Source organism: uncultured Slackia sp., from assembly GCF_934630525.1.
Classification (GTDB): domain Bacteria; phylum Actinomycetota; class Coriobacteriia; order Coriobacteriales; family Eggerthellaceae; genus Slackia.
Map to the genome: position 1 here is coordinate 13,267 of NZ_CAKTVX010000015.1, position 23,259 is coordinate 36,525.

Sequence of the window (23,259 nt, forward strand, 5' to 3'; positions counted from 1 at the left end):
TGCATAACAGCCAATTGGTTATAGGCAACATGTAATTAATTGATTACAATAAGGGGAGAATTGAAACCATCAGCATCCATATCGCTATTCTTGATGGAGCTCAAGCGCTTCGTCGAGAAGAACGGGTTCATTTTCGTCGACCGAGAGGCGTCGCTTCGCTTTATCTCGGAACGCAACATGACGATGAAGGAGCTGGAGGAAATCATCCTTGGGCTTGAGGTGAAGGATTGCTTCGACGGGCCGGAACCCGACAGAGACCCGAAGCGCGCCGCGTGGACCGTCGCTGAGTTCAGCCCGACGCATTGCGGCGAGAAGCTGTACTTGAAGCTCTCGATAAGGATGGACGCCGAGCGCGCGAAAGTGCTGTCGGTGAAGCTCTACACCGAAAGGGAGGTGCGATAAGATGGCCGGAACCATCGAGACATATTGCATCGAATGCGACGAGCCCGTAACCGCCCAGCTCGTCGAAAGGGGCGAAACCCTGCCCGTCAAGGGCGAAGATGTCGCCTACACCGCCACGGTGGCCGTATGCCCCCACTGCGGCGAGATGATAGCCGATGCCCGCGTTGAGAGCGGCAACATCGACGCCGCATACGCCGCATACTGCAAGGCCCACGGCCTCGTCACCAAAGACGAGGTACGCAAGCTTCGCCAATGCCTGGGACTTTCGCTGCGCGAGTTCAGCCGCTTCCTGGGCTTCGGGGAGCAGACCGCCGCCAAATACGAAAACGGGTCGGTCCCTGATCTGCTGCACAGCAACACCATGCGCATGGCCGCAACCCCGAAAGGGGCGGAAATGATGCTTTCCTTGAACGGCCAGAGCATAACGTCCGCAGGTGCCGCCAAAGTTCGCAGCTACATCGAGCGTCTTGCCGCCGGTGACGAAATGGGGCTGCTGTGGGACGGAATCGTGCTCACGAACAGCTGCCGTCCATGCTCCACGAACGGCTACCGCGCATTCGACTGGGAGCGCGTCACGGCGCTCACGATGCGCCTCGCCGAGAAATGCCGCGGGCTGTACAAGACGAAGCTGCAGAAGGCCGCGTTCTTCTGCGACGGCTTCGCGTTCGAGCTCACGGGCAAATCACTCACCGGCATGTCCTACGCTCATGCGAACTACGGCCCAATCATGACCGACTACGAGACACGCATAGCCGGCATGGTGCGCGAGGGCAGCATACGGTTCGAATCGTACGAATGGGGCGACATCATAGTGCCGAACGGCGAAGCCCCCGATGTTTTCACACAGGAAGAGCTTGAGATAATCGACAGGGTCGCGGAGTTCGTGAACACGTTCTCGTCGGCATCGGAGCTCTCGGAATTCTCGCACAAGCTCGGCGCATGGAAGAACACTTCCAACGGCGAGCTAATCAGCTACGTGAGCGGCACGAACGAAATCGGCGCGGCCATCGCCGAGAGGATGTCAGGGCGCCGAAGGCAACAGGGTTTATCCCGGTAATAACAAGCGCGGCAGGTAGTCTCTCGTCTTTCCTGTGACGCCTTCCTTCGTGTAGCCCTGCAGCACGTATTTCCCGTCGAACTTCTCCAGCTGGCCTCTGAATGGAGGCTGGCAGATGCTGCCTATCGCATCGAGCCACACGGATGGGACGGAATGCGAATCGCCGCACCATTGCTCGCCTATCTCGTCCACGCGCACCACGTCGCCGCGCTCGAACGAGCGCAGCACGTCGCCGAGCTTGAGCGCTTCGCCTGTGAAGCCGTCGTAGATTTCCATAATGCCTCGTTTCGGAAGAGCGACATACAACATGCAGTATATCGCGTTATCGGAACGCTAGATATAGACATTAAACCCAATAAGAAAAACCCGCGCAGAGTTGCAGCTCTATATGCGCGGGCGTCATTAGATTGCCAACCTCGGCGAAAAGGAAGGCGGTGCATATTATGCAACAACTACGGCAACGGAATGAAGTCCTTCATGTCCACAATGAGGTCGTGCGCCTTCTTCATCATCGAGTTTTCAAGCAGGAATTCCACCCCGAGCATGGTAATGGCCGGTTCTGCGGGAATGATAGACACGAAATCGTCGTAGCGCGCCACCTTGAACCCGCGCACGTAGTCGCGCTCGATAAGCTCGAGCATTATGGCCGTCCAGTATTTCTCATTGATGCCCATGCGTCCGGCGCAGTACTTGTCATCGCGAGCCTCTTTGCCCTGCTTCAGGCATTCGTACAGATACTTCAGGATTTTGTACATCACGACATGCATATCGTCTTTGGACATGTCTCCCCTTCCGCAGTTAGGACGTGATCGATTATGCCACGAAAAGCCCGCCGCCGCGCCTGGGGTTCCGTCACGGAAGCCGCGCGCGGCAAGAAATACGTGCTGCGATGGGTCGAGAACACTCCCCAGGGCCGCAGGCGCAGAAGCCGCACCGTGTACGGCACGTACCGCGAGGCCTGCAACGAGCTGGCAAAGATTCAGGCGGCGAAGTGCGACGAGCGCATAATGCCCACGGTCGGCCAGCTTTACGAGGCGCGATACCTCCCCTGGCTCGAACGCAAGTACGAGGGCAGCGCGAGCAACACCAAGAGCCTCTACCTGCGCGCCTGGAAGAACCATTGCGAGCCGAGGTGGGCGCGCGTCCCCATCGACCAGGTGAGGCCGCTCGACGTGCAGGAATGGCTCGACGGCATGGCCTACGGCAACGCGCACAACGCGCTGATAGTCATGCGCCGCACGTTTGACTTTGCGGTGAATCTCGAACAGATTCCAGCCAACCCGTTCAGGCGGGAATACGAGATGCCCGCGAAGGGCTCGACGCGCTCGAAGGAGGTCTACAGCCTCGCTCAAGCCAGGGAGATGCTCGCCAAGGTTGCGGGGATGCCATACGAGGCAGCCTACATTCTGGCCGCTTTCGGCGGATGCCGCACGGGCGAGAGCCTGGGCGTGCGCATGGAGGACGTGCGCGAGGTTCGGGCGGGAGGCGTGCGCTTCGCCGCCGTTTCCGTCAAGCGCCAGGCGGGGCACCTCAACGGCGAGGTGCGCGAATGCACTAAGACGCGGCAGAGCGAGCGCGAGACGCTCGTCCCCGAGCCGTATTGCGACGCGCTCCTCAAGCTGCGCGACGAGCGCGAGGCGGAGGGCGTCGAATGGATGAGCGACGTCGGCGGAAAGCCGATGGGCACCGCAGCGCTCAACCGAATCTGGCGCAAAGTCGGAAGCGTGCCGTTCGCCAACCTCCGCAACGGCTGGCGCACCTACGCGCAATACGAGTGGGGCGTCGGCTACGGCACGCTCGAAATGCTCATGGGGCACAAGCTCCCAGGCGTGACGGGGAGGCATTATCTGCGACCTTCGGTCGAACAGCTGGCCGCGGACTTCGCCGCGTCCTACGTCAAGGGCTGAGGCCACTTGGGATATTTTAGGATATGCTCGACCATAACCGCAGGTCAGAGCGTAGTTGACAACATTGGTTAGTGTACCACAACTACTTTACGAGCAGCTGAGCAATTTGCACCGCATTGGTCGCGGCACCCTTGCGAATCTGATCGCCGCAGCACCAGAACGTGATGCCGCGCGATTCATTGGGGTTCGAAATATCGCGACGCATGCGGCCAACCCAAATAAGGTCCTGGTCGCTCGTGTCGATAGGCATTGGGAAGCGGTCGTGCGCATCGGCGGCATCTCGGTCATCAACGAGCTTTACGCCAGGAGCCGATGCAAGAACCTCGCGGGCCTGCTCGAGCGTGATGTCGCGTTCGAATTCGAGCGTAATGCTTTCGGAATGCGAACGAAGAACGGGCACGCGAACGCAGGTGCAGTTCACGCGAAGCTCAGGAAGATGCATGATTTTGCGGCCTTCGTTCTGAAGCTTCATCTCTTCCGAAGTGAAGCCCTCGTATTTAAAGCCGCCAATCTGAGGAATGAGGTTGCTTGCGAGCTGAGCGGCGAACGCGCTGGGCTCGGGCATGGGTTCGCCCTTGCCCATCGCCGCAATTTGCGCCTCGAGCTCGCGCATGCCCGGCACGCCCGCGCCACTCGCCGCCTGATAGGTGCTCACGATCATGCGCTGCACGCCCGCAACCTGGTGAAGCGGCCACGTGGGAACAAGACCGATAATGGTGGCGCAATTCGGGTTCGCGATAATGCCCTTATTCCATTTCACATCGTCGCCGTTGATTTCAGGGACGACCAGCGGCACATCTTCGTCCATGCGGAACGCATGCGAATTATCGATGACTGTTGCACCCGCTTCCACAGCATGCGGAAGCAATTCCTTGGCGATATCGTCGCCGGCAGCGCCCAAAACGATATCGCAGCCCTTGAAGCACTGCGGGGTGGCTTCTTCAATGACGACTTTTTCGCCCTTGAATTCAACCGTTTTGCCAGCGCTGCGCGCGCTCGCGAAAAGCCTCAAATCGGCGACAGGGAAATCGCGCTCCTGCAAGCACTCGAGCATCTGCTGGCCCACAGCGCCCGTCGCACCTAGAATTCCGACGTTGTAGCTACTCATTGGTCGCCTCCTCTTCGGCTTCCTCAACGGTAATGATGTTATCGTCGCTATCGACAAACGCGCCGTAAATAACGCGGATGGCGCGTTCGAAATCGTCAACATCGACGCCAACGACAATGTCAAGCTCCTCGGAGCCCTGGGCGATCATGCGAATGTTGATGCCCGCGTGGCCCAGCTCGCCGAACAATCGACCTGAAGTGCCCGGACGGCTCGGCATGTTGCGGCCGACCGTGGAAATAAGCGCAAGCCTATCGACGATTTTGATTTCGTCGGGCTCGAGCTCGCTCTTAATATCGGCAACAATGGAATACAGGCAATCTTTCACATCGCCGCCCTGCACCACCACGGCAAACGAGTCGATGCCCGTGGGAATGTGTTCGATGCTCACGCGATAGCGCTCGAAAATCGACAAGGTTTTGCGAATGTATCCGACCTTGCTCGACATATGGTTCGTTTTCACGTGAATCGCGATGAAATCTTTCTTGCCGGCGATACCCGTGATAAGAGGCTCAGCCATGCCGGGCTCGGTTTCTTCGGAAATCACGGTGCCCGGGTCATCGGGCGCGTTCGTATTCTTGATCACGAGCGGAATACCGGCATCTTTCACCGGGAAAATAGCCTCTTCGTGCAGCACGCTTGCACCCATGTAAGAAAGCTCACGAAGCTCAGCGTAGGTAATACGCGAAATCGACTTCGGATTATCGACGATACGCGGGTCGGCGGTAAGGAAGCCGGAAACGTCGGTCCAGTTCTCATACAAATCGGCGCCCAGGCACTGCGCCACAATAGCGCCGGTGATGTCTCCGCCGCCACGGTCGAGCAGCTTGATTTTGCCATCTTCCGTTGCGCCGTAGAAGCCAGGAAGCACGAAGCACTTTTCTTCGCCAATCGCGGCCTTGAGCTTTTCGGCGGTCTTATCCATATCAATAGAGCTATCGGGGCGGAACGTAATGACGTCGGCAGCATCGACGAACGGGAAGCCCAGATATTCAGCCATCATACGGCCCGTGAAATATTCGCCACGGCTCACGATGTACTCAGGCGTGTATTCTCCACGCTTCGCGAGCTCGCGGAAAATGCCGAATTCCTGGGAAATGGGGTAGCTCAGATTCAACTCTTTGGCAATTTCGCAGAAGCGCTGGCCGATAGTGCCCAGAAGGTCATCGCACGTCACGTGGTATTGCAGGTGAGCGTTCACCAAGTACAGCAAGTCGGTAATTTTGCTGTCGAACTTGTCACGCTTGCCAGCGGCGCTCACGACGACAAAGCGACGAGAGGGGTCGGCCTGGACGATTGCCTTGACTTTTTTAAATTGGCCGGCAGAGCTCACGCTCGAGCCGCCGAACTTCGTAATCTTGATCATAGAACTACCTTCGATGCGCAGTACATGTAAAATCGATGATGCCACTTTAGCACGCAAAAGCGCAAGCTCTTTCGGCAGACGGCCAGAAGTCACCATATGTGGTGCCCTTTTGGGCGCCCAAGCCGAAATAAGAAAGCGCGCCGAGAGGACATGCCCCTCGACGCGCTTGAATGTTAAGCAAGCTGAATGCGCACTCCCTGGGTGTCACACTCAAGCACATGCACCTGGAAATCGGGGTGCATGCTCTGAAGGCGCGCTCGCAGGCTTTCCGCAACCAGGCCGTCATCGGTTACGGCCATGAGCGTGGAGCCAGAGCCGGAAATCCACAGCGTAGCCGCGCCGCCGTTCAGGCAAACCTCCCGCACCTCATCGTAATCGGGAATAAGCTCACGACGATAGGGCTCTTGGATTTTATCGTCGCAGGCGGCCGCGATAAGGCGCACGTCGCCCGATTCCAAACCACGCGTAAGGCCGGAGATGCGGCCCATTTGCCACACGGCGGTAGACAAGGGCACTTCCTGGGGCACGATTTTGCGCGCCTCTTCAGTTTTCACCTCGTAAGGCGGAATAACCGTGACGAAACGCAGATTCGGGTTGACGTTGTAGCGAATGCAATTCGGCAATTCGCCCTGAGGGGTAAACGAGCACACGAGCGATCCCATAATGGCGGGCGCGACATTGTCGGGATGCCCTTCCATCTCGGTCGCGATGCTTACCGCCTCGGCGCGACCGACAATGCGGCCCGTAAGCGCCGCAGCGCCCATGATGCCCGCAACCGTGCACGTCGAAGAGGAACCTAAACCGCGCGAAACGGGAATCGCCGCATCGATATGCAACTTAATGGGAAACGGCTCCTCACCCCAGTGCGCAAGCGCAAGCTCAAAGCTTCGGTACACGAGGTTATTCTCGTTGCGATACTTCTCGGGGCAACCCGAGATTTGCAGCTCGTCAGCACGCTCGAACGTGAATTCCGAATACAAGGAAACCGCCATACCAAGGCAGTCATAGCCAATGCCAAGATTCGCCGACGTAGCCGGCACCGTGATTTTCACGCTCACAGCAACTCACCGCATTTCGTTTCAACGTAAGAAGGCATATCGCCGACCGCGATCACGTCGCCAAAACGCTCGTCGGCGTTTTCGAGGGCAGCCAAAGCGGCGGGCGCCTTCGTCGCGCTCGCGCCTTCAAGTTCGCGCATGCAGGCGAAATCGTCTTGAGGCGCAGACAGCTCCAGCGCCTCGCACACGTCATGGCAGAACTTATACGGGCTCGCAGTGGAAAGCACCACGCGGGGAACGCCTTCGGTATGGGGATGCATCTTCGAAACATGCCATGCGCACGCCGTATGGGGATCAAGCACGTAGCCCGTGGCTTCGTAGCATTCCTTCATAGCGGCCTCGGCTTGCTCGTCGCTCGCCCAGCCGCAGGCAAACGCCTCCTGAATGCGCGCAAGCACCTCGTCGGGCACCTGATATCGACCCGTTTTCGCAAGGTCGTCCATAAGGCCCGCAACAAAACCAGCGGCGCCGTCGCTTGCATAGTACAGAAGTCGTTCAAGGTTCGACGAAATCAAAATGTCCATCGAAGGAGAAATAGTCTTGAAGAACTCGCGATTGCGGTCATACACGCCCTCGGTAAGGAAATCGGAGAGCACGTTGTTGCAGTTGCTCGCCACGATAAGCTTGCCAACGGGAAGGCCCATGCGCTTCGCAAAATACCCAGCAAGAACATCGCCGAAATTTCCGGTGGGAACGCAGAACTCGACGGCGTCGCCGCATGCGATCTCGCCCGCACGAACGAGCTGGGCATACGCATCGAAGTAATACACGACTTGCGGGGCCAAACGGCCGATGTTAATGGAGTTCGCGCTTGAAAGCACCGTATTCTTCGCCGCAAGACGCTCACGCAGGGCTTCGTCTCCGAAAATGCGCTTCACGGCACTTTGGGTATCGTCAAAATTGCCCTCGACAGCCGCGACGGCGACGTTATCGCCGGCCTGAGTGACCATTTGCAAACGCTGAATTTCGCTTGTGCCGTTATGCGGGTAGAACACGGTAATGCCCAGCCCAGGCGTATTCTCGAAACCTGCCAAAGCAGCCTTGCCCGTATCGCCGCTCGTCGCAGCGAGGATCATGATTTTTTCGCCCGCGCCTTGGGCGGCGCGGCTCATGAGCTGAGGAAGCATTTGCAGCGCAACATCTTTGAATGCGCTTGTCGGGCCGCGGAAAAGCTCGAGCACGAATGCGTCGCCGACCTTCACCACGGGAGCAACGTCGTCGGTTTCGAAGGTGCCTTTATATGCAGCCTCGACGCACGAATCAATTTCCTCAGTGGAATAGTCATCGAGCAGCGTGCCCAAAATATACGCGGCATTTTCACGGTAGGTATTCGCCACAACGCGTTCGAGGTCGATTTTCGTTTCGCCCAGCGCATCGGCAACATAGAGGCCGCCATCAGAGGCGAGGCCGTTGAGCACCGCGCGTTTCGCGGATACGCATGCATCGGCGTGTCGAGTGCTGTGATACATCGAAGTCATATGCCGCCCTTTCGTTTGGTTTAATTCGCATTAGCATACCAAGCGCGGGCAATGCAATATTACAGCTTTGTTAAATACACCGCTCACCAGCGGTAAACGGCCAGCCGGCAATCAAGGCCACACATGGCGAATTACTCGGCGCCCAAAGCGAGTTCAGGGCCCAAAACGCCTTCATTCGAGGCGAAATCGGGAATGAAGCTTTCTTCGGCAGCACCCCCCTCCTGCCAGAAATAATCGTCGCACCCGATATCGTCGGTATAATCAAGGAGTTCCTCGAACTGATCGGGGTCGACCCTCTGTTCAAGTTCGGGATGCAACGGAAACGTTCCCATGGGCGTGTATTGGCTCATGAGAGAGAGCTTGAGCTGGCCGATCGTTTCCTGCACGGCATACATTTCATGCACATAGCGCACGATTCGCTTGGTTTCCTCCAAGTGCGTCGGAAGCAGCAGTACGCGAACGATAACGCGCACGCCCTGTTTCACCATGGCATCGAGCGACGCCTTCGCGAACTCGGGGTACGTTGGAGCCTTTGAATAGCTGCGCGCCGTATGGGCTTCGATGTAGCGGAAATCGACCAGATAGGTATCGACGAGCCCATTGAGCAAGGCGATCGTTTGAGGGGTCTCGTAGCCCGAAGTGTTGTACACGAACGGGATAGTAAGCCCCGCTTCTCGCGCAAGCTTCGCCGCTTCAATGATTTGGGGCACATAGTGCGTAGGCGTTACGAGGTTCACGTTGAGTGCGCCTTGGTCCTGCAATTCCAAAAAAATGCGCGCGAGACGACGCACGCTCACATCGACGCCGCAGCTGCCGTTCGCGATAGGCTCGTTTTGACAATACACGCAATGCAGCGGGCAATTCGAGAAGAAAACGGCCCCGCTGCCCGCTTCGCCCGAAATCGGCGGCTCTTCCCAAAAATGAAGGGCTGCTCGGGCGATGCGCAGCTCATCTGCCGCGCCGCACACACCCCGCTCACCCGCTACGCGATTCGCGCCACAGGCACGAGGGCAGAGCGAGCAATGTTCAAGCAAGGAAATCGTGGCATCAGAAAAAGAGGCCGTCGAGAGAGCGGCCTCTTCCATGCATAATTTGTTATCGGGCGCACCAATCAACAGCCTAGGCGCCGCCCTTGATTTTGCGCGCGATGCGATCGGCCACCGAAAGGTCTTCACGGCGGTCTTGTCCCCAAAATACGATTGCGATCATATCGGGTCCCACATGGGTTCCGATAACGGGACCAACATGCAAATCGAGGAACATGGCATCTTCTTGCTCCTTCGCGATAAGCTCATGCATGCGCTCAAGATCTTTGGGGCAATCGGCATTGCCGGTCACGATAGCGCCCGAAGGGCCATCCTGGGAAACCTTATCGAGGTAGAACTGAGCGAGCTGGCGAATGCCTTTTTTGCGCCCACGAGCCACGCCCTTCAGAGTGAGCTTGCCTTCCAAATCGATGGTAAGCATGGGCTTCACGTCGAGTTTCGCGCCCGCCGCAGCAACGCCATCGGGAATGCGGCCGCCACGTCGCAACGATTCAAGGTCGTCGACCATAAACATCATATTAAGGAAGTAGCGCGCCTCTTCGGCCCATTCGACGAGCTCTTCAGCCGTAAGGCCCGCATCGCGCTGACGCAGGGCCTCATACACCAACGCCCCTTCCGCAACAGATGCAAGCTTGGTATCGACGATGTGCAGCTGCATATCGGGGTATTTTTCCTGAAGCTGATCACGCACAAGCAACGACACGTTGTAGCTGCCCGAAAGCGCGGACGAGAAGCTCAAGTACACCGTAGGAATGCCCGATTGCGCAGCGCGCTCGAACACCTCAGTGTAAGCGGGAATGGAGATTTGGGACGTCGTAGGGAAATTGCCCTTGCGCATACGGTCATAAAATTCCTTGGCCGGCATGCTCGCGCCGAAATCGTCGAGATGCTGCTCGGTATCGAAGAGGAACGGGAATTCAACAAGATACACGCCCTCGCGCTGCACCATATCAAGCGGCAAATCGCAACACGAGTCGATAATAAGATTGCATTTCGCAGTCATTCTTGGCCTTTCTGAAAGCGATTCCGCGCTCCTTACGCGCAATACTTTGACAGACGAACTATATCAGGTCACGGCAGCATTGGCGTCGCTTTGTCAAAAAGGAATCAAATTGTCACTTACGGCGAGCGTGCCAAAGCCCACGACGCAAAAAGGCGGCATCGAGCCAAAAACCCAATGCCGCCTTAGTATTCCGCACTCGAAATGAAACGAGTAATCTTACCAACCGATTTTTTGGCCGCGGAGTTCTGCCACAAGCGCCGCACGACGATGCCACATGCCCTCTTCCAGGCCCACGGGATACGTATGCGGGTTCAACAAGCGTTTCTGCGATTCGTCAAGCTTCCCAAGGGCTTCTTTCGCACGCGCCTGCGCCGCCATGGCGCAACGGTCTTCGGCGGCGAGCACCGATTTGCCGTCACGCGAAAGCGGGCGGAGCAGCGTTTCGCTCGCAAGGCCCGCAAGCGATTTCTGGCGAAGCAAGTCGGACGGGTCGATAATCTTATCTTCGGCATTCACCGGTTCATTCACGTCGAAAACCATGTCGCCCGCAATGCGACCATCTTCGAAGAAGAAACGGCGCACATCGAGAACGCCCGGAAGCGTGAGTTTGCTCGACATCTCGGTTACCTTGAGACGAGCCTTCCATTTCGATTCGCTCGGCGATTTCGTCGCCGAGAGCTTGTACACGCCGCCAAGCGCTGGCTGGTCATACGCGGTTGCGAGCTTCGTGCCAACGCCCCAACTCATGACGCTCGCGCCCTGCTCACGAATAGATTCAATCGTATACTCATCCAAATCGTTCGAGAGCACGATGCCGCAATCAGTAAGGCCCGCCGCATCGAGACGCTCACGCGCATAACGAGAAAGCCATGCAAGGTCGCCCGAGTCGATGCGAATGCCGGCAAGTTTTTCCCCACGCTCACGCATTTCAAGACCCACGGTAATGGCATTTTCAATGCCCTTTTTCACGTTGTACGTATCGACAAGCAGAACGCAGTTCGTGGGGAAGCACTTCGCGTACGCGCGGAACGCCTCAAGCTCGCTGTCGAACGACATAACCCAAGAATGAGAATGCGTGCCCGAAACGGGAATGCCGTAGAGCTTGCCCGCAAGCACATTGGAAGTCGAGGCGCATCCGCCGACAACCGCAGCGCGACTCGCCCACAGCGAACCGCCAGCGCCTTGCGCGCGACGCAGACCGAATTCCGCGACAGGCGTTTTCGCGGCAAGGCACACGCGAGCCGCTTTCGTCGCGATAAGCGTTTGGAAGTTCACGCAATTCAAAAGCGCGGTCTCGAGCAGCTGGCATTCAAGAATGGGGCCCATGACGCGAACGATGGGCTCCATCGGGAAAATGACCTCGCCCTCGCGCACCGCGTCGATGTCCACAGAAAGCTTCAGGGCCTGAAGGTATTCAAGGAACTCCGCCTTGAAGAGCTTGCCGCCGCCGGGCGCGTTGAGCCCGGCCAGGTATTCGATATCGGATTCGGTGAATTCGAACCCATCGATCATTTCCGCGAGCTGAGACATGCCGCACGCAATGGCAAAGCCGCCTTTGAAAGGAGCATCGCGGAAGAAAACCGTGAAGCACGCCTGCTCGTCGAGCTTGCCATTTTCCCAATACCCCTGCGCCATCGTGAGCTGGTACAAGTCGGTAAGCAGCCCATACGCCAAGCGCGGCGTTCCGTTTTCGACGGTTGGCTCGTCGAGGGTTTTCATCTTGATACTCCTTTCAAAAAATGGGACAGGAGCTCATTCCTGTCCCATTTTGGGTTATTGCCCGCGGTTCTGGCTCTCGCCGCCCTGCGCCTTATGCGTGCGACGACGAGGACGCCTATGCGTCGAGGTTTCGTTTGCCTGAGCCTGTTGCGCGCCTTGAGCCTTCGTTTGAGACAGGCCCGAGGAGCGTTGCCCAGGACGGCGTTGCTGTTTAGGCTTATCTTGTTTTTGCGCCGCGCCGCGGTTTTTCTGCTGCTGCGGCTTATCGGACGAACGCTTAGGCTGCGTATTCTGGGGAGCCTGGCCATCGCGGCGTTTCGAACCCTGGGCGGTTTGCGAGCTGCGGCGTTTCACACGGCCCTGGCCCTGCTTCTGCTGATCCTCGCCACCTGCGGCTTCACTGCGAGAATGCTGCTTGCGCTGAGAATCGCGCTTCTCTTCAACAGGAGCTTGCGAGGAAGCGCCGCGCGAACGACGGCGGCGGCGCGAAGTGCGGCCCTGGTCCTCGTCGGCTTCGGCCTTGCGCGATTTGCGGGAGCTCTCGTTATGACGCGCCACGGGCGCTTCGGCGAGCTTATCGGTGCCCGTGAAAATCGAACGATCGACGATTTCCGCAACCTGCATATTCGGATTCGCGGCATTGATGGCGGCCTCAAGCACGTCGGCGGAAACAGAATTCGGCTTGCCCGACTTTTTGTCGACGCCCATCTCGGAGACGGGAACGCGCACGCGCTTGTCTTCGACCTGCAGCGTGACGGTTTCGCGAGGCACGTTGATTTCAACGACCTTCGCTTCGCCGCCCGGCACTTTCACCATTGACCCCTGCTTGGGGCAATGGCACTTGAATTCCTTATAGGTATCGGACTCGTAGCGAAGGCAGCACATGAGACGACCGCACAAGCCCGAGATCTTTTGCGGGTTCAACGACAGATCCTGGTCTTTCGCCATGCGAATAGACACCGGATTGAACTGGCCGCCCAAGCGAGCGCAGCACAGCTCCTGACCGCAATGCCCGAAACCGCCGACGATGCGCGCTTCGTCGCGCACGCCGATTTGACGCATGTCGATTCGAACGTGGAATTTCGCAGCGAGCGCGCGTACGAGTTCGCGGAAATCGATGCGCTCATCTGCTTCGAAGTAGAAAATCGCCTTGTCGCCATCGAAAAGGAATTCGACGGTCACGGGATGCATATCGAGCTTGTATTGCTCGACCATTTCCTTAAAAACGGGCAGCGCCTCTTCGGCCTGGGCCTGAAGATTCGCCCATTTCGCGGAATCTTCGGACGTGGCCTTGCGCATCACGGGCTTCAGGGGGCTTTTAAGTTTCGCGATGGCGTCTTCGGAAACCTCTTTCAGGTTTTCGTCGGCCACCCCGTATTCAAGGCCGCGCTCGGTTTTCACGATGAGCGCATCGCCCGCGGAAAATTCAATTCCATTGGGATCGAACCACAATACCCGAGGGTTATAGGTAAGCCTGACGGCAGCGACGTTAGGCATAGAGAACCTCTCTTATCTCGAAAAGCATCGACTCGATGCTCACTTGCGGAGAAACATTATACGAAATGGCGTCTTCGCAGGCGCTCACGCATTCCTGCGCGCGCGTAACGCGCTCGAGCGTAGTGCGGGCAGCGGCGTCATGGATAGACGCAGCCACATCGACGTTGACGACGAGAGAATCGTCGCCTGCACAGCATACTCCCACGTCGCGAAGCCATGCGCGAGTTATCGAGCACATTTGGCGCAACAATTCCATGGACGCCGCGCTCATGGCGCGCTTCTGACGAGCTTCAAGCTGCTTAAGGGCCGAAGCCTGCAGGAATTCAGCCTTCTCTTCCAAATCGCGCTCTTGTTCACGACGCACTTCGTCGAGCGGCGTTTTGGATGCCAAAACCAAATCACGTGCATACTCAAGAATATCGAGGTCATCTGCGCGCAAAAGAGAGCCCATGGCGCTTATGATCTTCGTGCGGAACACGCCTCGCTCCTTGGAGCGTAAAAACTGAGCCGCCTTTGTGATGGAGCCGCCCACCGCCTGAATGGCAATGGTGGCCTCGGGAAGGGTGCAACCCGTATTCTGGGCCAGAATGCCCGACGCCTCGCTCGCCGGAATATGGCGGAACGGCACAACTTGACAGCGCGACACGATGGTCGGCAGCACGGCTTCGCGCGTGCGACCAAGCAAGATAATCGTGACGTCGTCAGGAGGCTCTTCGAGCGTCTTCAAAAACGCGTTCGCGGCCGACGTGCCAAGCGAATCGACCCGGTCGAGGATATACACCTTATGCTTGCCAGCAAGCGGAGCCAACTGGGAATCGGCGACAAGTTCGCGAATTTGTTCGACGACGTAGCCCTGGGCACCTTCCGGCGCAAGATAATGCACGTCGGGATGGGATTTGCGATCGACGCGGCGGCACGTGTCTGCCGAGCACGCCTCGCACGAAGAGCATGGGTCGCCCTCGCACACGATGGCTTTCGCAAGCGCGAACGCCGCCGCCGTTTTATTCGAACCAGCGGGCCCCGTAAACAAATACGCATGGCTCACGCGATCGCCGCGCACGCACGCGCGCAAGAAGTCGCGAACCTTGGGCTGCCCGAAAATGCCGTCGAAGACGTCAGACATTATTCAGCCCCGTTTTCCGAATGCGAAACGGGAGCGGCAAACGTCGCTTTTCCCGTATGGGGCTTTTTGATGTCGAGCGGTGCAAAATACGCGCCCGATTCATCCTCGAGCAGTTCTTCCATAAATGGGAAAATATCAGCGAGTTCCGCGAATACAGCCCGAGACGTTTTCGACTTCTTATCGGCCGAATGCACCGTGCGAATGCGCGCCGAATCGTCGGCAGCGATTTCAGCGAACGCGTTGCGCACGCGCTCATGGAATTCAACCCCCGCAGATTCAAGGCGATCGGCGCCATCGTTTTTCGTCGCGCGAACCAAGCCGTCTTTCGTCGAGGGCGGAACGAGCAGAATGGTCCTATCGGGAACAATGCCCTGGCATGCGAACAAATTGGCGCGCCTCACGAAATCGGCATCGAGCCCACGGCCGTATGCCTGATACGCCGTCGTGGAATCGAAGAAGCGATCGCATAAAACCACAGCACCACGCTCGAGCGCCGGCTTAATGACCTCTTCAACGATTTGGGCACGCGCCGCTTCGTACACAAGAAGCTCGCACGCATCGCACATCGCGGCATTGCCCGGATCGAGCACGATGCTGCGCAGCTTATCGCCTATAGCGGTTCCACCCGGCTCGCGCAAACGCACCACTTCAAAGCCGCGTGCTTCGAGCGTTTCTGCCAAAAAGCGAATATGGGTCGTTTTACCCGCACCTTCGCCGCCTTCGAACGAAACGAAGACGCCGCGGGATTGACCGGCCTTATTCGAGGTCATAAATACAACTTCCCTTCACATCGACGCCTACGAAGACGGGAAAGTCCCGCACAACGATGCGTCGCAAAGCCTCAGTGCCCAAGTCGTCATATGCAACGACCTCGCCAGATTCAACACGCTGGGCCAAAAGCGCCGCAGCGCCGCCCGTAGCAACGAAATAGATCGAACCGGTTTCAACGCATGCATCAATCACGGCCTGGCTGCGCACGCCCTTGCCCACCGTGGCGGCAATGCCCGCCCGATGCAGCTCGGGGGCAGCGAAATCCATGCGCGATGCCGTGGTGGGGCCAACCGCGCCGAAAGGACGCCCCGCAGCAGGAGGCGTGGGACCCGCGTAAAAAATCGTGGCGCCCTCCAAATCATACGGAAGGCTTCCTTGCTCGCGCAGCTCGTCGAGCAAGCGCATATGGCCGGCATCACGCAGCGTGTACATGACACCCGAAAGCGTGCAGGCATCGCCGGCGCGAAGGGCGGCAAGCGCCTCGCGGGAAAGAGGCAGCTCCAATGCCAGAGGAGAATTCATCGACTCGGACATGCCTACTCCCCCATTTCCGCATTAACGCGCTCGAACACACCAGTCTGCGCATTAAACTCAAACGTGGCGCGGCGCATGGCGGAACAGCCCATGTTGATGGCGAGCGGCAAAGCCGCGATATGGCACGGCGCCGTGTTCACATGCACAGCGAGCGCCAGCGTTTTGCCTCCAAGGGCGCCAGGGCCCATGCCCGTCGCGTTCACCATATCGAGCAGCTCGTTTTCCAATTCCGCCGTACGTTCGTCCTTCGCGGAGGAGCCGACAGGGCGCAGGAGCGCCGATTTGGCCATGCCAGCGACTTTATCGAACGTGCCCCCGATACCAATGCCAATCACAAGCGGCGGGCACGCATTTGCCGCCTTGTGGCGAACGCAATCCATGACTTCATTGAGAATGCCCTGCTTGCCAGCGCCCGGCGGCAGCATAACAACGCGCGAAGCATTATCGGATCCGCCGCCCTTCAACAGCACATGCAGCCTGCATCCAGGCTTTTCGCTGAAATGAACATCGGTGAAAGCGGGCGTGTTGTCGCTGGTATTCGCGCGATCGAAAAACGCATCGCGCACGACGCTCTTGCGTAGAAGCGCTTCGGTATATGCGCGAGCAACCGCATCGTCGGTTTCCGCAAACACGTCGCCTGGCACGAGCACATCGGGACCCGCCTCAAGGCAGACCCAGCATGTTCCCGTATCTTGGCAAATGGGGACGCAATCGCGCTCGGCGATTTCCGCATTTTCGAGAAGCTGGTCAAGAACGAGCGCGCCACGCGATTCGCCCTCGGCCTTTCGTGCTTCCGCAAGCGAGCGTTTCACGTCGCACGGAAGCACGCATGCGATATTGGGGATGGCCTCATACACGGCTTTCGCCACGGCCTGTTTAGTAATGAGTTTCATAGTATCCATAAAGACAAGTATAGCCCGCACCCGACGAATAAACTTCGACGAATGCAGGCTATATAAGATGCGCGAAATTATCCGGCCTTTCCCGAGCCGTCGTCCAGCACCGCAGAAACGTAAAGCTGCTGCACCGCCGAGGCGCGGACGCGAGACGCAAAGCGAAGCGGCTAAGCTCCGATTTCGCTGCGCATGGAAGCCGTCGGTGTTAACTTTTGCCCTTCATTCTAAAATGAAACACCGCCAAGCGAGCGCATAGCGAGCCGAAGGCGAACGATAGCTCGCTGTGGCTCCAGACGGAGCGAAATCGAAGAGGAATCACACGTCCGCACCTCGGCGCAAAAGGTACTACTCCACCGCGTCGACGAACCAGGAAGTGATGCTCGTGGGATGCGTGATAGCGGTACCAACCACGACCGCCCACGCACCCGCATCCATCGCAGCCTTCGCGTCGGCGGGCGTATGCACGCGGCCTTCGCAGATAACGGGCTTGTCGGGGAACTCCGCAACAGCCTGAGCGACCAGCGCCACATCGGGGCCGTCAGCCATACCGCAATCGATAGCGGCGCCAGGATGAGAAAGCGTCGTAGAGGCAATATCGCAGCCGATGGCGAAAGCGTGGCGAATGTCTTCAATGGTTGAGCAGTCGGCCATCACGAGCACGCCCTCTTCCTTCAGCGGGCGCACGGTATCTTCCAGAGCCTTGCCATCGGGGCGAGGACGATCGGTGGCGTCGATAGCAACGATGTCGGCGCCAGCCGCGACGCACGCACGCGCATGGCGCAGGGTCGGAGTAATGTAGACGCCCTCGTGCCCTTCTTTCCAAATGCCAATGACGGGCACCTCGGTGCGGCCCTTGATGGCAGAGATGTCGGAAAGGCCCTGGCAGCGAATGCCGCCCGCACCGCCCAGCTCGCACGCACGCGCCATTTGCGCCATGGTTTCAGGATGGCGAAGCGGCTCGCCCATATAAGCCTGGCAGCTGACGATAAGCTTGCCTTTAAGTTGTTCAATAATGGGATCCATTGCCCGTCTCCTAGTTCTTCAAAGTGTCCAGCAGGTTTTCCGCAGCTCCAAGAAGCGGAGCATTATCGCCGAGCGACGCATCGACAATAGGCAAATCAGCAAGAACGCCCGGAGTGCGCTCTTTGAACGCCGACACCATCGCGTCGCGCCAAATGGGGCCAGCTTTCGTAACGGACCCGGAAACCACGGCGATATCAGGATCAAAGATATTCGTCCAGCCAGCAAGGGCCAAGCCAAGAGCACGGCCCGCATTTTCGATGGTTTGACGCGCGATATCTTCGCCAAGCTGCGCGCGATGAGAGATTTCGGCACCAGTTTGATGAACGCCGCATGCGGCATAATAGCGCGCCTCAATGCCGCTGCCTGCCGCAACCGACTCAAGATTGCCATCGTCGGCATCCAAGGTATTCATTGTCGATCCGATTTCGCCCGCGAAGCCATGCTTGCCACGCACGATTTTGCCATGGCAAATAATACCGCCGCCAAGGCCCGTGCCCGGCGCCATGACAACGGCTGTCTGCGCACCACGCGCTGCACCCCAGCGCGCCTCGCCGAGCGCATGCGACTGCACGTCTCCAAGTACGGCGCTCGGACATTCGAAACGCTCGCGCAGCGCATCGCCAAGCGGCTGGCCCAACCATCCGGGCATGATTTCATTCGCAAAGGCGATATTGCCCGTATTCACGTCGACGCGACCGGCCGTCGCAACGCCAACGCCCACGACGCTTTCGTCACAAGAAAGTGCCTCGCCGCGCACGTCATCGGCTAGATTGAGAATGCGCGCAAGCACGGCTTCCCCACCCTGCTGCGCATCGGTAGGAATTGAGCGCTTCGAAAGAATAACGGGCGCGGCATCGGCGTTTTCATAACGCACGACGGCACACGCGATTTTCGTTCCGCCCACATCAACAGCAACAACGCTGAATGGATATTCCAAAGGAAAACCTCCAAACGACTCTGATCGCGCAAGCACCACGACCAGAGATTCCTGCAAAAGCAACCATGCGTTCTAACCAGGCCGCCTATGCGCTAAACAGCAAACGGCCACGAGACGTGCCAGATTGTCCATCGGGGAGCCACATGTATTTCTTACACGGTCGCCCCGAACCAAGGACAAGCTGATGCGCCTCGCGGCCGCACAGCGCCATAACGCCTCAAACGAAGAAGCGCCGCCCGTAAGGACGGCGCAACAAAACTACAGCATGCCGTTCTGCTCGAGAACCGCACGAATGGCTGCAACGTCTTCGCCCTCGAGAGCCTGAACAGGCTCGCGCATCTGATTCGTGTTGAACACGCCCATCTGCCACAGAGCGGTCTTGAACGCGCCAACGCCAGCGCCGAAGCCGACGGTCGCCTTCACGACGCGAGTCACGAACATCAAGCGAGCGAGGTGATCCTGAATCTGACGGACCTTCTCCCAATCGCCAGCCTGGAAGGCCTTCCACTGCTCAACGTAGCTGTAGGGGTCGATGTTGGCAAGGCCCGGCACAGAACCATCGGCACCAGCCATGTAAGCGCCATCGACGCACACCTCGTGGCCAGTGAAGACCTGCAGAGGATGACCAGCATCTTCGTTCTCGAGGCACAACCAGCGGAAGCTCACATCGTCGCCCGAGGAGTCTTTAACGCCCTGGATAACACCGTCTTCGCCGAGGCGAACGAGCATCGTGGGATCGAGCTTCGTGTGAACGCAGACAGGCAGGTCGTAGGCGAACAGCGGCAGATCGGTCTGCTCGCGAATTGCGCGGAAGTGGCGCTCGGTTTCCTTGGGGCCGCCCAAAGCATAGAACGGAGCAGTCGCGACGAGACCGTCAACGCCATAGCCCGTAGCACGCTTGGCCTGGTCGACCACGCGCAGGGTCTCCATATCGATGATGCCGGCAAGAACGGGGACGCGGCCATGAACCATGGCAACGGCCTCCTGCAGCACGTGATAGCGCTGAGCGTCGGTAAGGAAGGCAACCTCGCCCGAGGAGCCCAAGAAGAACAGGCCATCAACACCTGCGTCAATCATGCGGTTGATCGAGCGCTCGAGAGCCTCAAGATCAAGCGTACGCTCGGCGGTCAAAGGAATGACCACAGGAGGAATAACGCCGTGGAATTTGCTTTCAGTCATGAGAAGACCCTTTTCTGTTGGATACAGCAAACATCAAAATTGTAAGCCCTGGTCGGTACGCGTCAAGCAGTAAGCGGCAAATTCAGCCCAAGAACAAAGAAAGCTCGTCCCTCTGCATGTTCTGCCCAGGTTCCCATGGCACCACGCCTCGCTACCGTTCGCTTCGCTCACTATGCGCTCGGCTGGCTGCGTTCAACTTATGAATAAAACCAGTATGAACGCAGACGATGCCATAGGAACCTGGGCAGAACATGAAAAAAGCGCCGCCCTTTCGAGCGACGCTTTCCATAAATCTCCGTTGAGGGTTATTGACCCAAATCGGGATGGAGCAAAGAGGGAGCAGCGCCCAGAAGCAAACGAGTGTAATCGTCCTTCGGGTTGTTGAACACCTCGGCGGCGGTGCCGCGTTCAACCGCTTTACCCTTGTTCATGACGATGATGTTATCGGAAATATAGCGCACCGTCTGAATGTCATGGCTGATGAACACCATCGAAAGGCCCAGCTCTTTCTTCAGGTCGGTAAGCAGGTTCAGAATCTGAGCACGAACCGAAACGTCGAGAGCCGAAGTGGGCTCGTCAGCGATGATGGCGTCAGGCTTCAACGACAGAGCACGGGCAATAGCAACGCGCTGACGCTGACCGCCAGACATCTGGCCAGGCAAAGCCTCAAGAACGGAGCTCGGCAGACCGACCATTTCAATAAGCTCTTTAATACGCGCCTCGCGTTCAGCCTTCGTGCCAACGTTGTGAACGATCATGGGGTCAAGCAGCTGATCATGAACGGTCATGCGGGCATTCAGCGCCGTGGCAGGATCCTGGAAGACAACCGAAATAACGCGGCCGATGGTCTTGCGCATATCGGCCGTGCGCTTCGTGACGTCGGCGCCCTTGAAGTACACCTTGCCAGACGTAGGAGCCTGCAGGCCGCACATAACATTCGCCGTAGTGGACTTGCCGCAGCCAGACTCGCCGACAATACCGATGGTTTCGCCAGGCATGAGCTTAATGGTGAGCCCATCAACGGCGGTTACCTTATTGGGATGCAGAATGGAGCCCGTGCGCGTATTGAACACTACACGAATATCATTGAGAAAGATGATAGGCGTCTGCTCTTTCGCATTCGCGGTTTCGGTCATTACTGCTCACCTCCGTACGGCGTAAGTCCAAGGCGCTTCATTTCTTCATCAGGCAGCTCGGCATACCAATGGTTTGACGTGCCGTCGTGCTTGAGAATCGGTCGAACGTCCGAATGCAGGTCGGGATGGCTCGAGCGAGGAGCGAAACGGTCGCCCTTCGGGAAGTCTTTCGGCGAAGGAACGGAGCCGGGGACCTGATGCAGGCGACCCGAACCGGCCTCGATCGAAAGTACGGAGCCCAGAAGGCCACGGGTGTACTCGTGAATCGGGTTGGTAAGAATATCGTTCACCGAACCTTGCTCGACAACCTGGCCCGCATACATAACGGTAATGGAGTTCGCGACCTGAGCGACGAGCGCCAAGTCATGGCTCACGAAGACCATTGCGAAACCGAGTTCCTTCTGCAGACGCTTCAGCAAATCGACGACCTGCTTCTGAACCGTAACGTCAAGAGCAGTGGTGGGCTCGTCGGCGATAACGACCTTCGGGTCGCGAGTCAACGCCATAGCAATAAGAACGCGCTGACGCTGGCCGCCAGAAAGCTCATGCGGATAGGAGTCGAGCGTACGCTTCGGATCCAGGCCAACGAGCTCAAGCAGCTCCTCGGCAGAGCGGGTGCCACCACGCTTGGTGAGCTGCTTCATCTGGGTCTTGATCAGCATCGAGGGGTTCAGCGAAGAGAGCGCGTCCTGATAAATCATGGCAATTTCGCGGCCGCGAAGCTGATTCTTTTCCTTCTCGGACATTGCGAGCAGGTTCTTGCCCTGATACAGAATCTCGCCAGACACCTGAGCCTTGGGATCGAGCAGACCCATGATGGTAAGGGACGTGATCGACTTGCCGCAGCCCGATTCACCGACCAGGCCCATGGTCTGATGGGGGCGAACCTTGAAGCTCACGTTGTCGACGACGTTCACATCGCCATGGCGCGGGAACTTGATGCAGAGGTTCTTCACTTCAAGAATAGGCTCTGCGGTAATGTTCGATGCCGCACGGTCGGTACGCTGGTTCTCGACAATCTTAAGCTGGGCCAAGCGCTCCTCCAAAGAGGCTGCCTGGGCCTGGTACGCGAGCACGGGGTTAGCAACAAGGCGGTCAGCCTCGCGGTCGCTGTTCAGGTCGGAGTCGCTTGCCTTGATGGCGGCCTTCGGGGCGGCGGCCATGGCGTCGGTCATGCCCTCAGAAAGAATGTTCAGACACAGAACCGTAATCATAATGGCCAAGCCCGGGAACAACGCCTGCCACCAACGACCAGCAAGCACGCCGGCACGAGCGTCAGCGAGAATGTTGCCCCACGTAGGGGTAGGCTCAGGAATGCCAGCAGAGATGAACGAAAGCGAAGCCTCGAAAACGATTGCGTCTGCCACGAGCACGATGGTAAAGACCAGAACCGGCGCGATGCAGTTACGCACAACGTGCTTCCACAGAATCCACGGGGCGCGAGCGCCGGAAACGACAACAGCGCGCACGTAGTCTTTGCCATATTCGCTCACGATGTTCGCGCGAACGATGCGGGCAATCTGGGGAATGTACAAGAAGCCAATGGCGAAAATCAGCGAAGGCAGGTTGTTGCCGAAAACGATGACAAACGTAGCGGCCAAAGCGATACCCGGGAACGACATGATGATGTCGAGGATACGCATAATGACTTCAGAGATCCACTTGCGCGAAACGGCGGCAAGCGAGCCGATGATGGAACCGCACACAAGCGCGAACGCGGTAGCGCCAAGACCGATAGTCAGCGAGTAACGCGCGCCATACATCATGCGCGAAAGAACGTCGCGGCCCTTGTCGTCGGTACCGAAGAGGAATTCCCCATCAGGAGCCTGACGGGCGGTATAGATCGCCAACGGATCATGCGGCGCAATGAAGTTCGCGAGGCAAGCGACGAGCACGACAGCGACGAGCACGACAAGAGAAATGCGCGCGCCGATGGACATTGCCCTCCAGCGACGGAAGTGCACCTTGCCGGCGCCGTCTTCCATTTTCTTAGTGAGGTTTCCTCGAAGTTGAGCTGCCATG

Annotated in this window: 22 protein-coding genes; 3 read left to right on the top strand and 19 right to left on the bottom strand. The window is 58.1% G+C overall.

Features of this window, described 5'->3' with window-relative positions; all coding sequences use genetic code 11:
* Positions 1-90: 90 nt before the first annotated feature.
* Entirely contained in the window at positions 91-402 is a 312-nt protein-coding gene (locus Q0D41_RS09515) for a hypothetical protein (RefSeq protein WP_294378484.1), read from the top strand.
* 1 nt (position 403) lies between these two features.
* Positions 404-1,459 (top strand): type II TA system antitoxin MqsA family protein, encoded by a 1,056-nt coding sequence (locus Q0D41_RS09520; RefSeq protein WP_294378487.1) that lies wholly within the window; start codon positions 404-406, stop codon positions 1,457-1,459.
* Here the strand turns inward: Q0D41_RS09520 and Q0D41_RS09525 are convergent.
* Both Q0D41_RS09525 and Q0D41_RS09530 read right to left on the bottom strand, forming a co-directional pair.
* On the bottom strand, positions 1,448-1,735 hold the full coding sequence (locus Q0D41_RS09525; protein ID WP_294378488.1) for a hypothetical protein: 288 nt from the start codon (positions 1,733-1,735) through the stop codon (positions 1,448-1,450). The two genes, Q0D41_RS09520 and Q0D41_RS09525, sit on opposite strands and share 12 nt — an antisense overlap.
* 176 nt (positions 1,736-1,911) lie before the next feature.
* Positions 1,912-2,241, bottom strand: a complete 330-nt coding sequence (locus tag Q0D41_RS09530) for a YjcQ family protein (protein ID WP_294378491.1) — start codon at positions 2,239-2,241, stop codon at positions 1,912-1,914.
* 33 nt (positions 2,242-2,274) lie between these two features.
* Here Q0D41_RS09530 and Q0D41_RS09535 point away from each other — a divergent pair, with 33 nt between their 5' ends.
* The gene (locus Q0D41_RS09535) at positions 2,275-3,366 is read left to right on the top strand and encodes a hypothetical protein (protein ID WP_294378495.1); all 1,092 of its coding nucleotides are present in this window, start codon (positions 2,275-2,277) and stop codon (positions 3,364-3,366) included.
* Between the two features lie 82 nt (positions 3,367-3,448).
* On the opposite strand, the gene Q0D41_RS09540 is transcribed toward Q0D41_RS09535, so the two are convergent.
* The 17 genes from Q0D41_RS09540 to Q0D41_RS09620 all read right to left on the bottom strand — a co-directional run bounded on the left by Q0D41_RS09540 (position 3,449) and on the right by Q0D41_RS09620 (position 23,258).
* Positions 3,449-4,474 (bottom strand): aspartate-semialdehyde dehydrogenase, encoded by a 1,026-nt coding sequence (locus tag Q0D41_RS09540; protein ID WP_294378499.1) that lies wholly within the window; start codon positions 4,472-4,474, stop codon positions 3,449-3,451.
* Positions 4,467-5,933 carry an aspartate kinase gene (locus tag Q0D41_RS09545; RefSeq protein ID WP_294378502.1) on the bottom strand — a complete coding sequence of 489 codons (1,467 nt, stop codon included), beginning with the start codon at positions 5,931-5,933 and terminating at the stop codon, positions 4,467-4,469. Before Q0D41_RS09545 ends, Q0D41_RS09540 begins: the two co-directional genes overlap by 8 nt.
* Before the next feature lie 77 nt (positions 5,934-6,010).
* A complete protein-coding gene (gene thrB / locus Q0D41_RS09550; RefSeq protein WP_294378506.1) occupies positions 6,011-6,895 on the bottom strand; it encodes a homoserine kinase in 885 nt (294 codons plus the stop codon).
* Positions 6,892-8,373, bottom strand: a complete 1,482-nt coding sequence (thrC, locus tag Q0D41_RS09555; RefSeq protein ID WP_294378509.1) for a threonine synthase — start codon at positions 8,371-8,373, stop codon at positions 6,892-6,894. The genes thrB and thrC overlap by 4 nt, the downstream gene beginning before the upstream one ends.
* Positions 8,374-8,504: 131 nt before the next feature.
* Positions 8,505-9,458 (bottom strand): radical SAM protein, encoded by a 954-nt coding sequence (locus tag Q0D41_RS09560; RefSeq protein ID WP_294378512.1) that lies wholly within the window; start codon positions 9,456-9,458, stop codon positions 8,505-8,507.
* A 34-nt stretch (positions 9,459-9,492) separates the two neighbouring features.
* A complete protein-coding gene (locus Q0D41_RS09565; protein WP_294378514.1) occupies positions 9,493-10,422 on the bottom strand; it encodes a DegV family protein in 930 nt (309 codons plus the stop codon).
* Positions 10,423-10,638: 216 nt separating this feature from the next.
* A complete protein-coding gene (locus Q0D41_RS09570) occupies positions 10,639-12,141 on the bottom strand; it encodes a nicotinate phosphoribosyltransferase (RefSeq protein WP_294378517.1) in 1,503 nt (500 codons plus the stop codon).
* 54 nt (positions 12,142-12,195) lie between these two features.
* Positions 12,196-13,638, bottom strand: coding sequence for a regulatory iron-sulfur-containing complex subunit RicT (gene ricT, locus Q0D41_RS09575; protein ID WP_294378519.1), 1,443 nt, complete (start codon positions 13,636-13,638; stop codon positions 12,196-12,198).
* Positions 13,631-14,761: an ATP-binding protein gene (locus Q0D41_RS09580; protein ID WP_294378522.1), complete on the bottom strand. Its 1,131-nt coding sequence runs from the start codon at positions 14,759-14,761 to the stop codon at positions 13,631-13,633. Before Q0D41_RS09580 ends, ricT begins: the two co-directional genes overlap by 8 nt.
* A complete protein-coding gene (gene tmk, locus Q0D41_RS09585) occupies positions 14,761-15,531 on the bottom strand; it encodes a dTMP kinase (RefSeq protein ID WP_294378525.1) in 771 nt (256 codons plus the stop codon). The genes Q0D41_RS09580 and tmk overlap by 1 nt, the downstream gene beginning before the upstream one ends.
* A complete protein-coding gene (locus tag Q0D41_RS09590; RefSeq protein ID WP_294378528.1) occupies positions 15,518-16,066 on the bottom strand; it encodes a FumA C-terminus/TtdB family hydratase beta subunit in 549 nt (182 codons plus the stop codon). The genes tmk and Q0D41_RS09590 overlap by 14 nt, the downstream gene beginning before the upstream one ends.
* 2 nt (positions 16,067-16,068) lie before the next feature.
* Positions 16,069-16,968, bottom strand: coding sequence for a fumarate hydratase (locus tag Q0D41_RS09595; protein ID WP_294378531.1), 900 nt, complete (start codon positions 16,966-16,968; stop codon positions 16,069-16,071).
* A gap of 339 nt (positions 16,969-17,307) precedes the next feature.
* Positions 17,308-17,985, bottom strand: a complete 678-nt coding sequence (locus Q0D41_RS09600) for an N-acetylmannosamine-6-phosphate 2-epimerase (RefSeq protein WP_294378533.1) — start codon at positions 17,983-17,985, stop codon at positions 17,308-17,310.
* Between the two features lie 10 nt (positions 17,986-17,995).
* Entirely contained in the window at positions 17,996-18,979 is a 984-nt protein-coding gene (locus Q0D41_RS09605) for an ROK family protein (protein WP_294378536.1), read from the bottom strand.
* A gap of 201 nt (positions 18,980-19,180) precedes the next feature.
* Positions 19,181-20,101 (bottom strand): dihydrodipicolinate synthase family protein, encoded by a 921-nt coding sequence (locus Q0D41_RS09610; protein WP_294378539.1) that lies wholly within the window; start codon positions 20,099-20,101, stop codon positions 19,181-19,183.
* Positions 20,102-20,406: 305 nt separating this feature from the next.
* The gene (locus Q0D41_RS09615; RefSeq protein WP_294378541.1) at positions 20,407-21,237 is read right to left on the bottom strand and encodes an ABC transporter ATP-binding protein; all 831 of its coding nucleotides are present in this window, start codon (positions 21,235-21,237) and stop codon (positions 20,407-20,409) included.
* Positions 21,237-23,258: a dipeptide/oligopeptide/nickel ABC transporter permease/ATP-binding protein gene (locus tag Q0D41_RS09620; protein ID WP_294378543.1), complete on the bottom strand. Its 2,022-nt coding sequence runs from the start codon at positions 23,256-23,258 to the stop codon at positions 21,237-21,239. The genes Q0D41_RS09615 and Q0D41_RS09620 overlap by 1 nt, the downstream gene beginning before the upstream one ends.
* Position 23,259 lies beyond the last annotated feature (1 nt).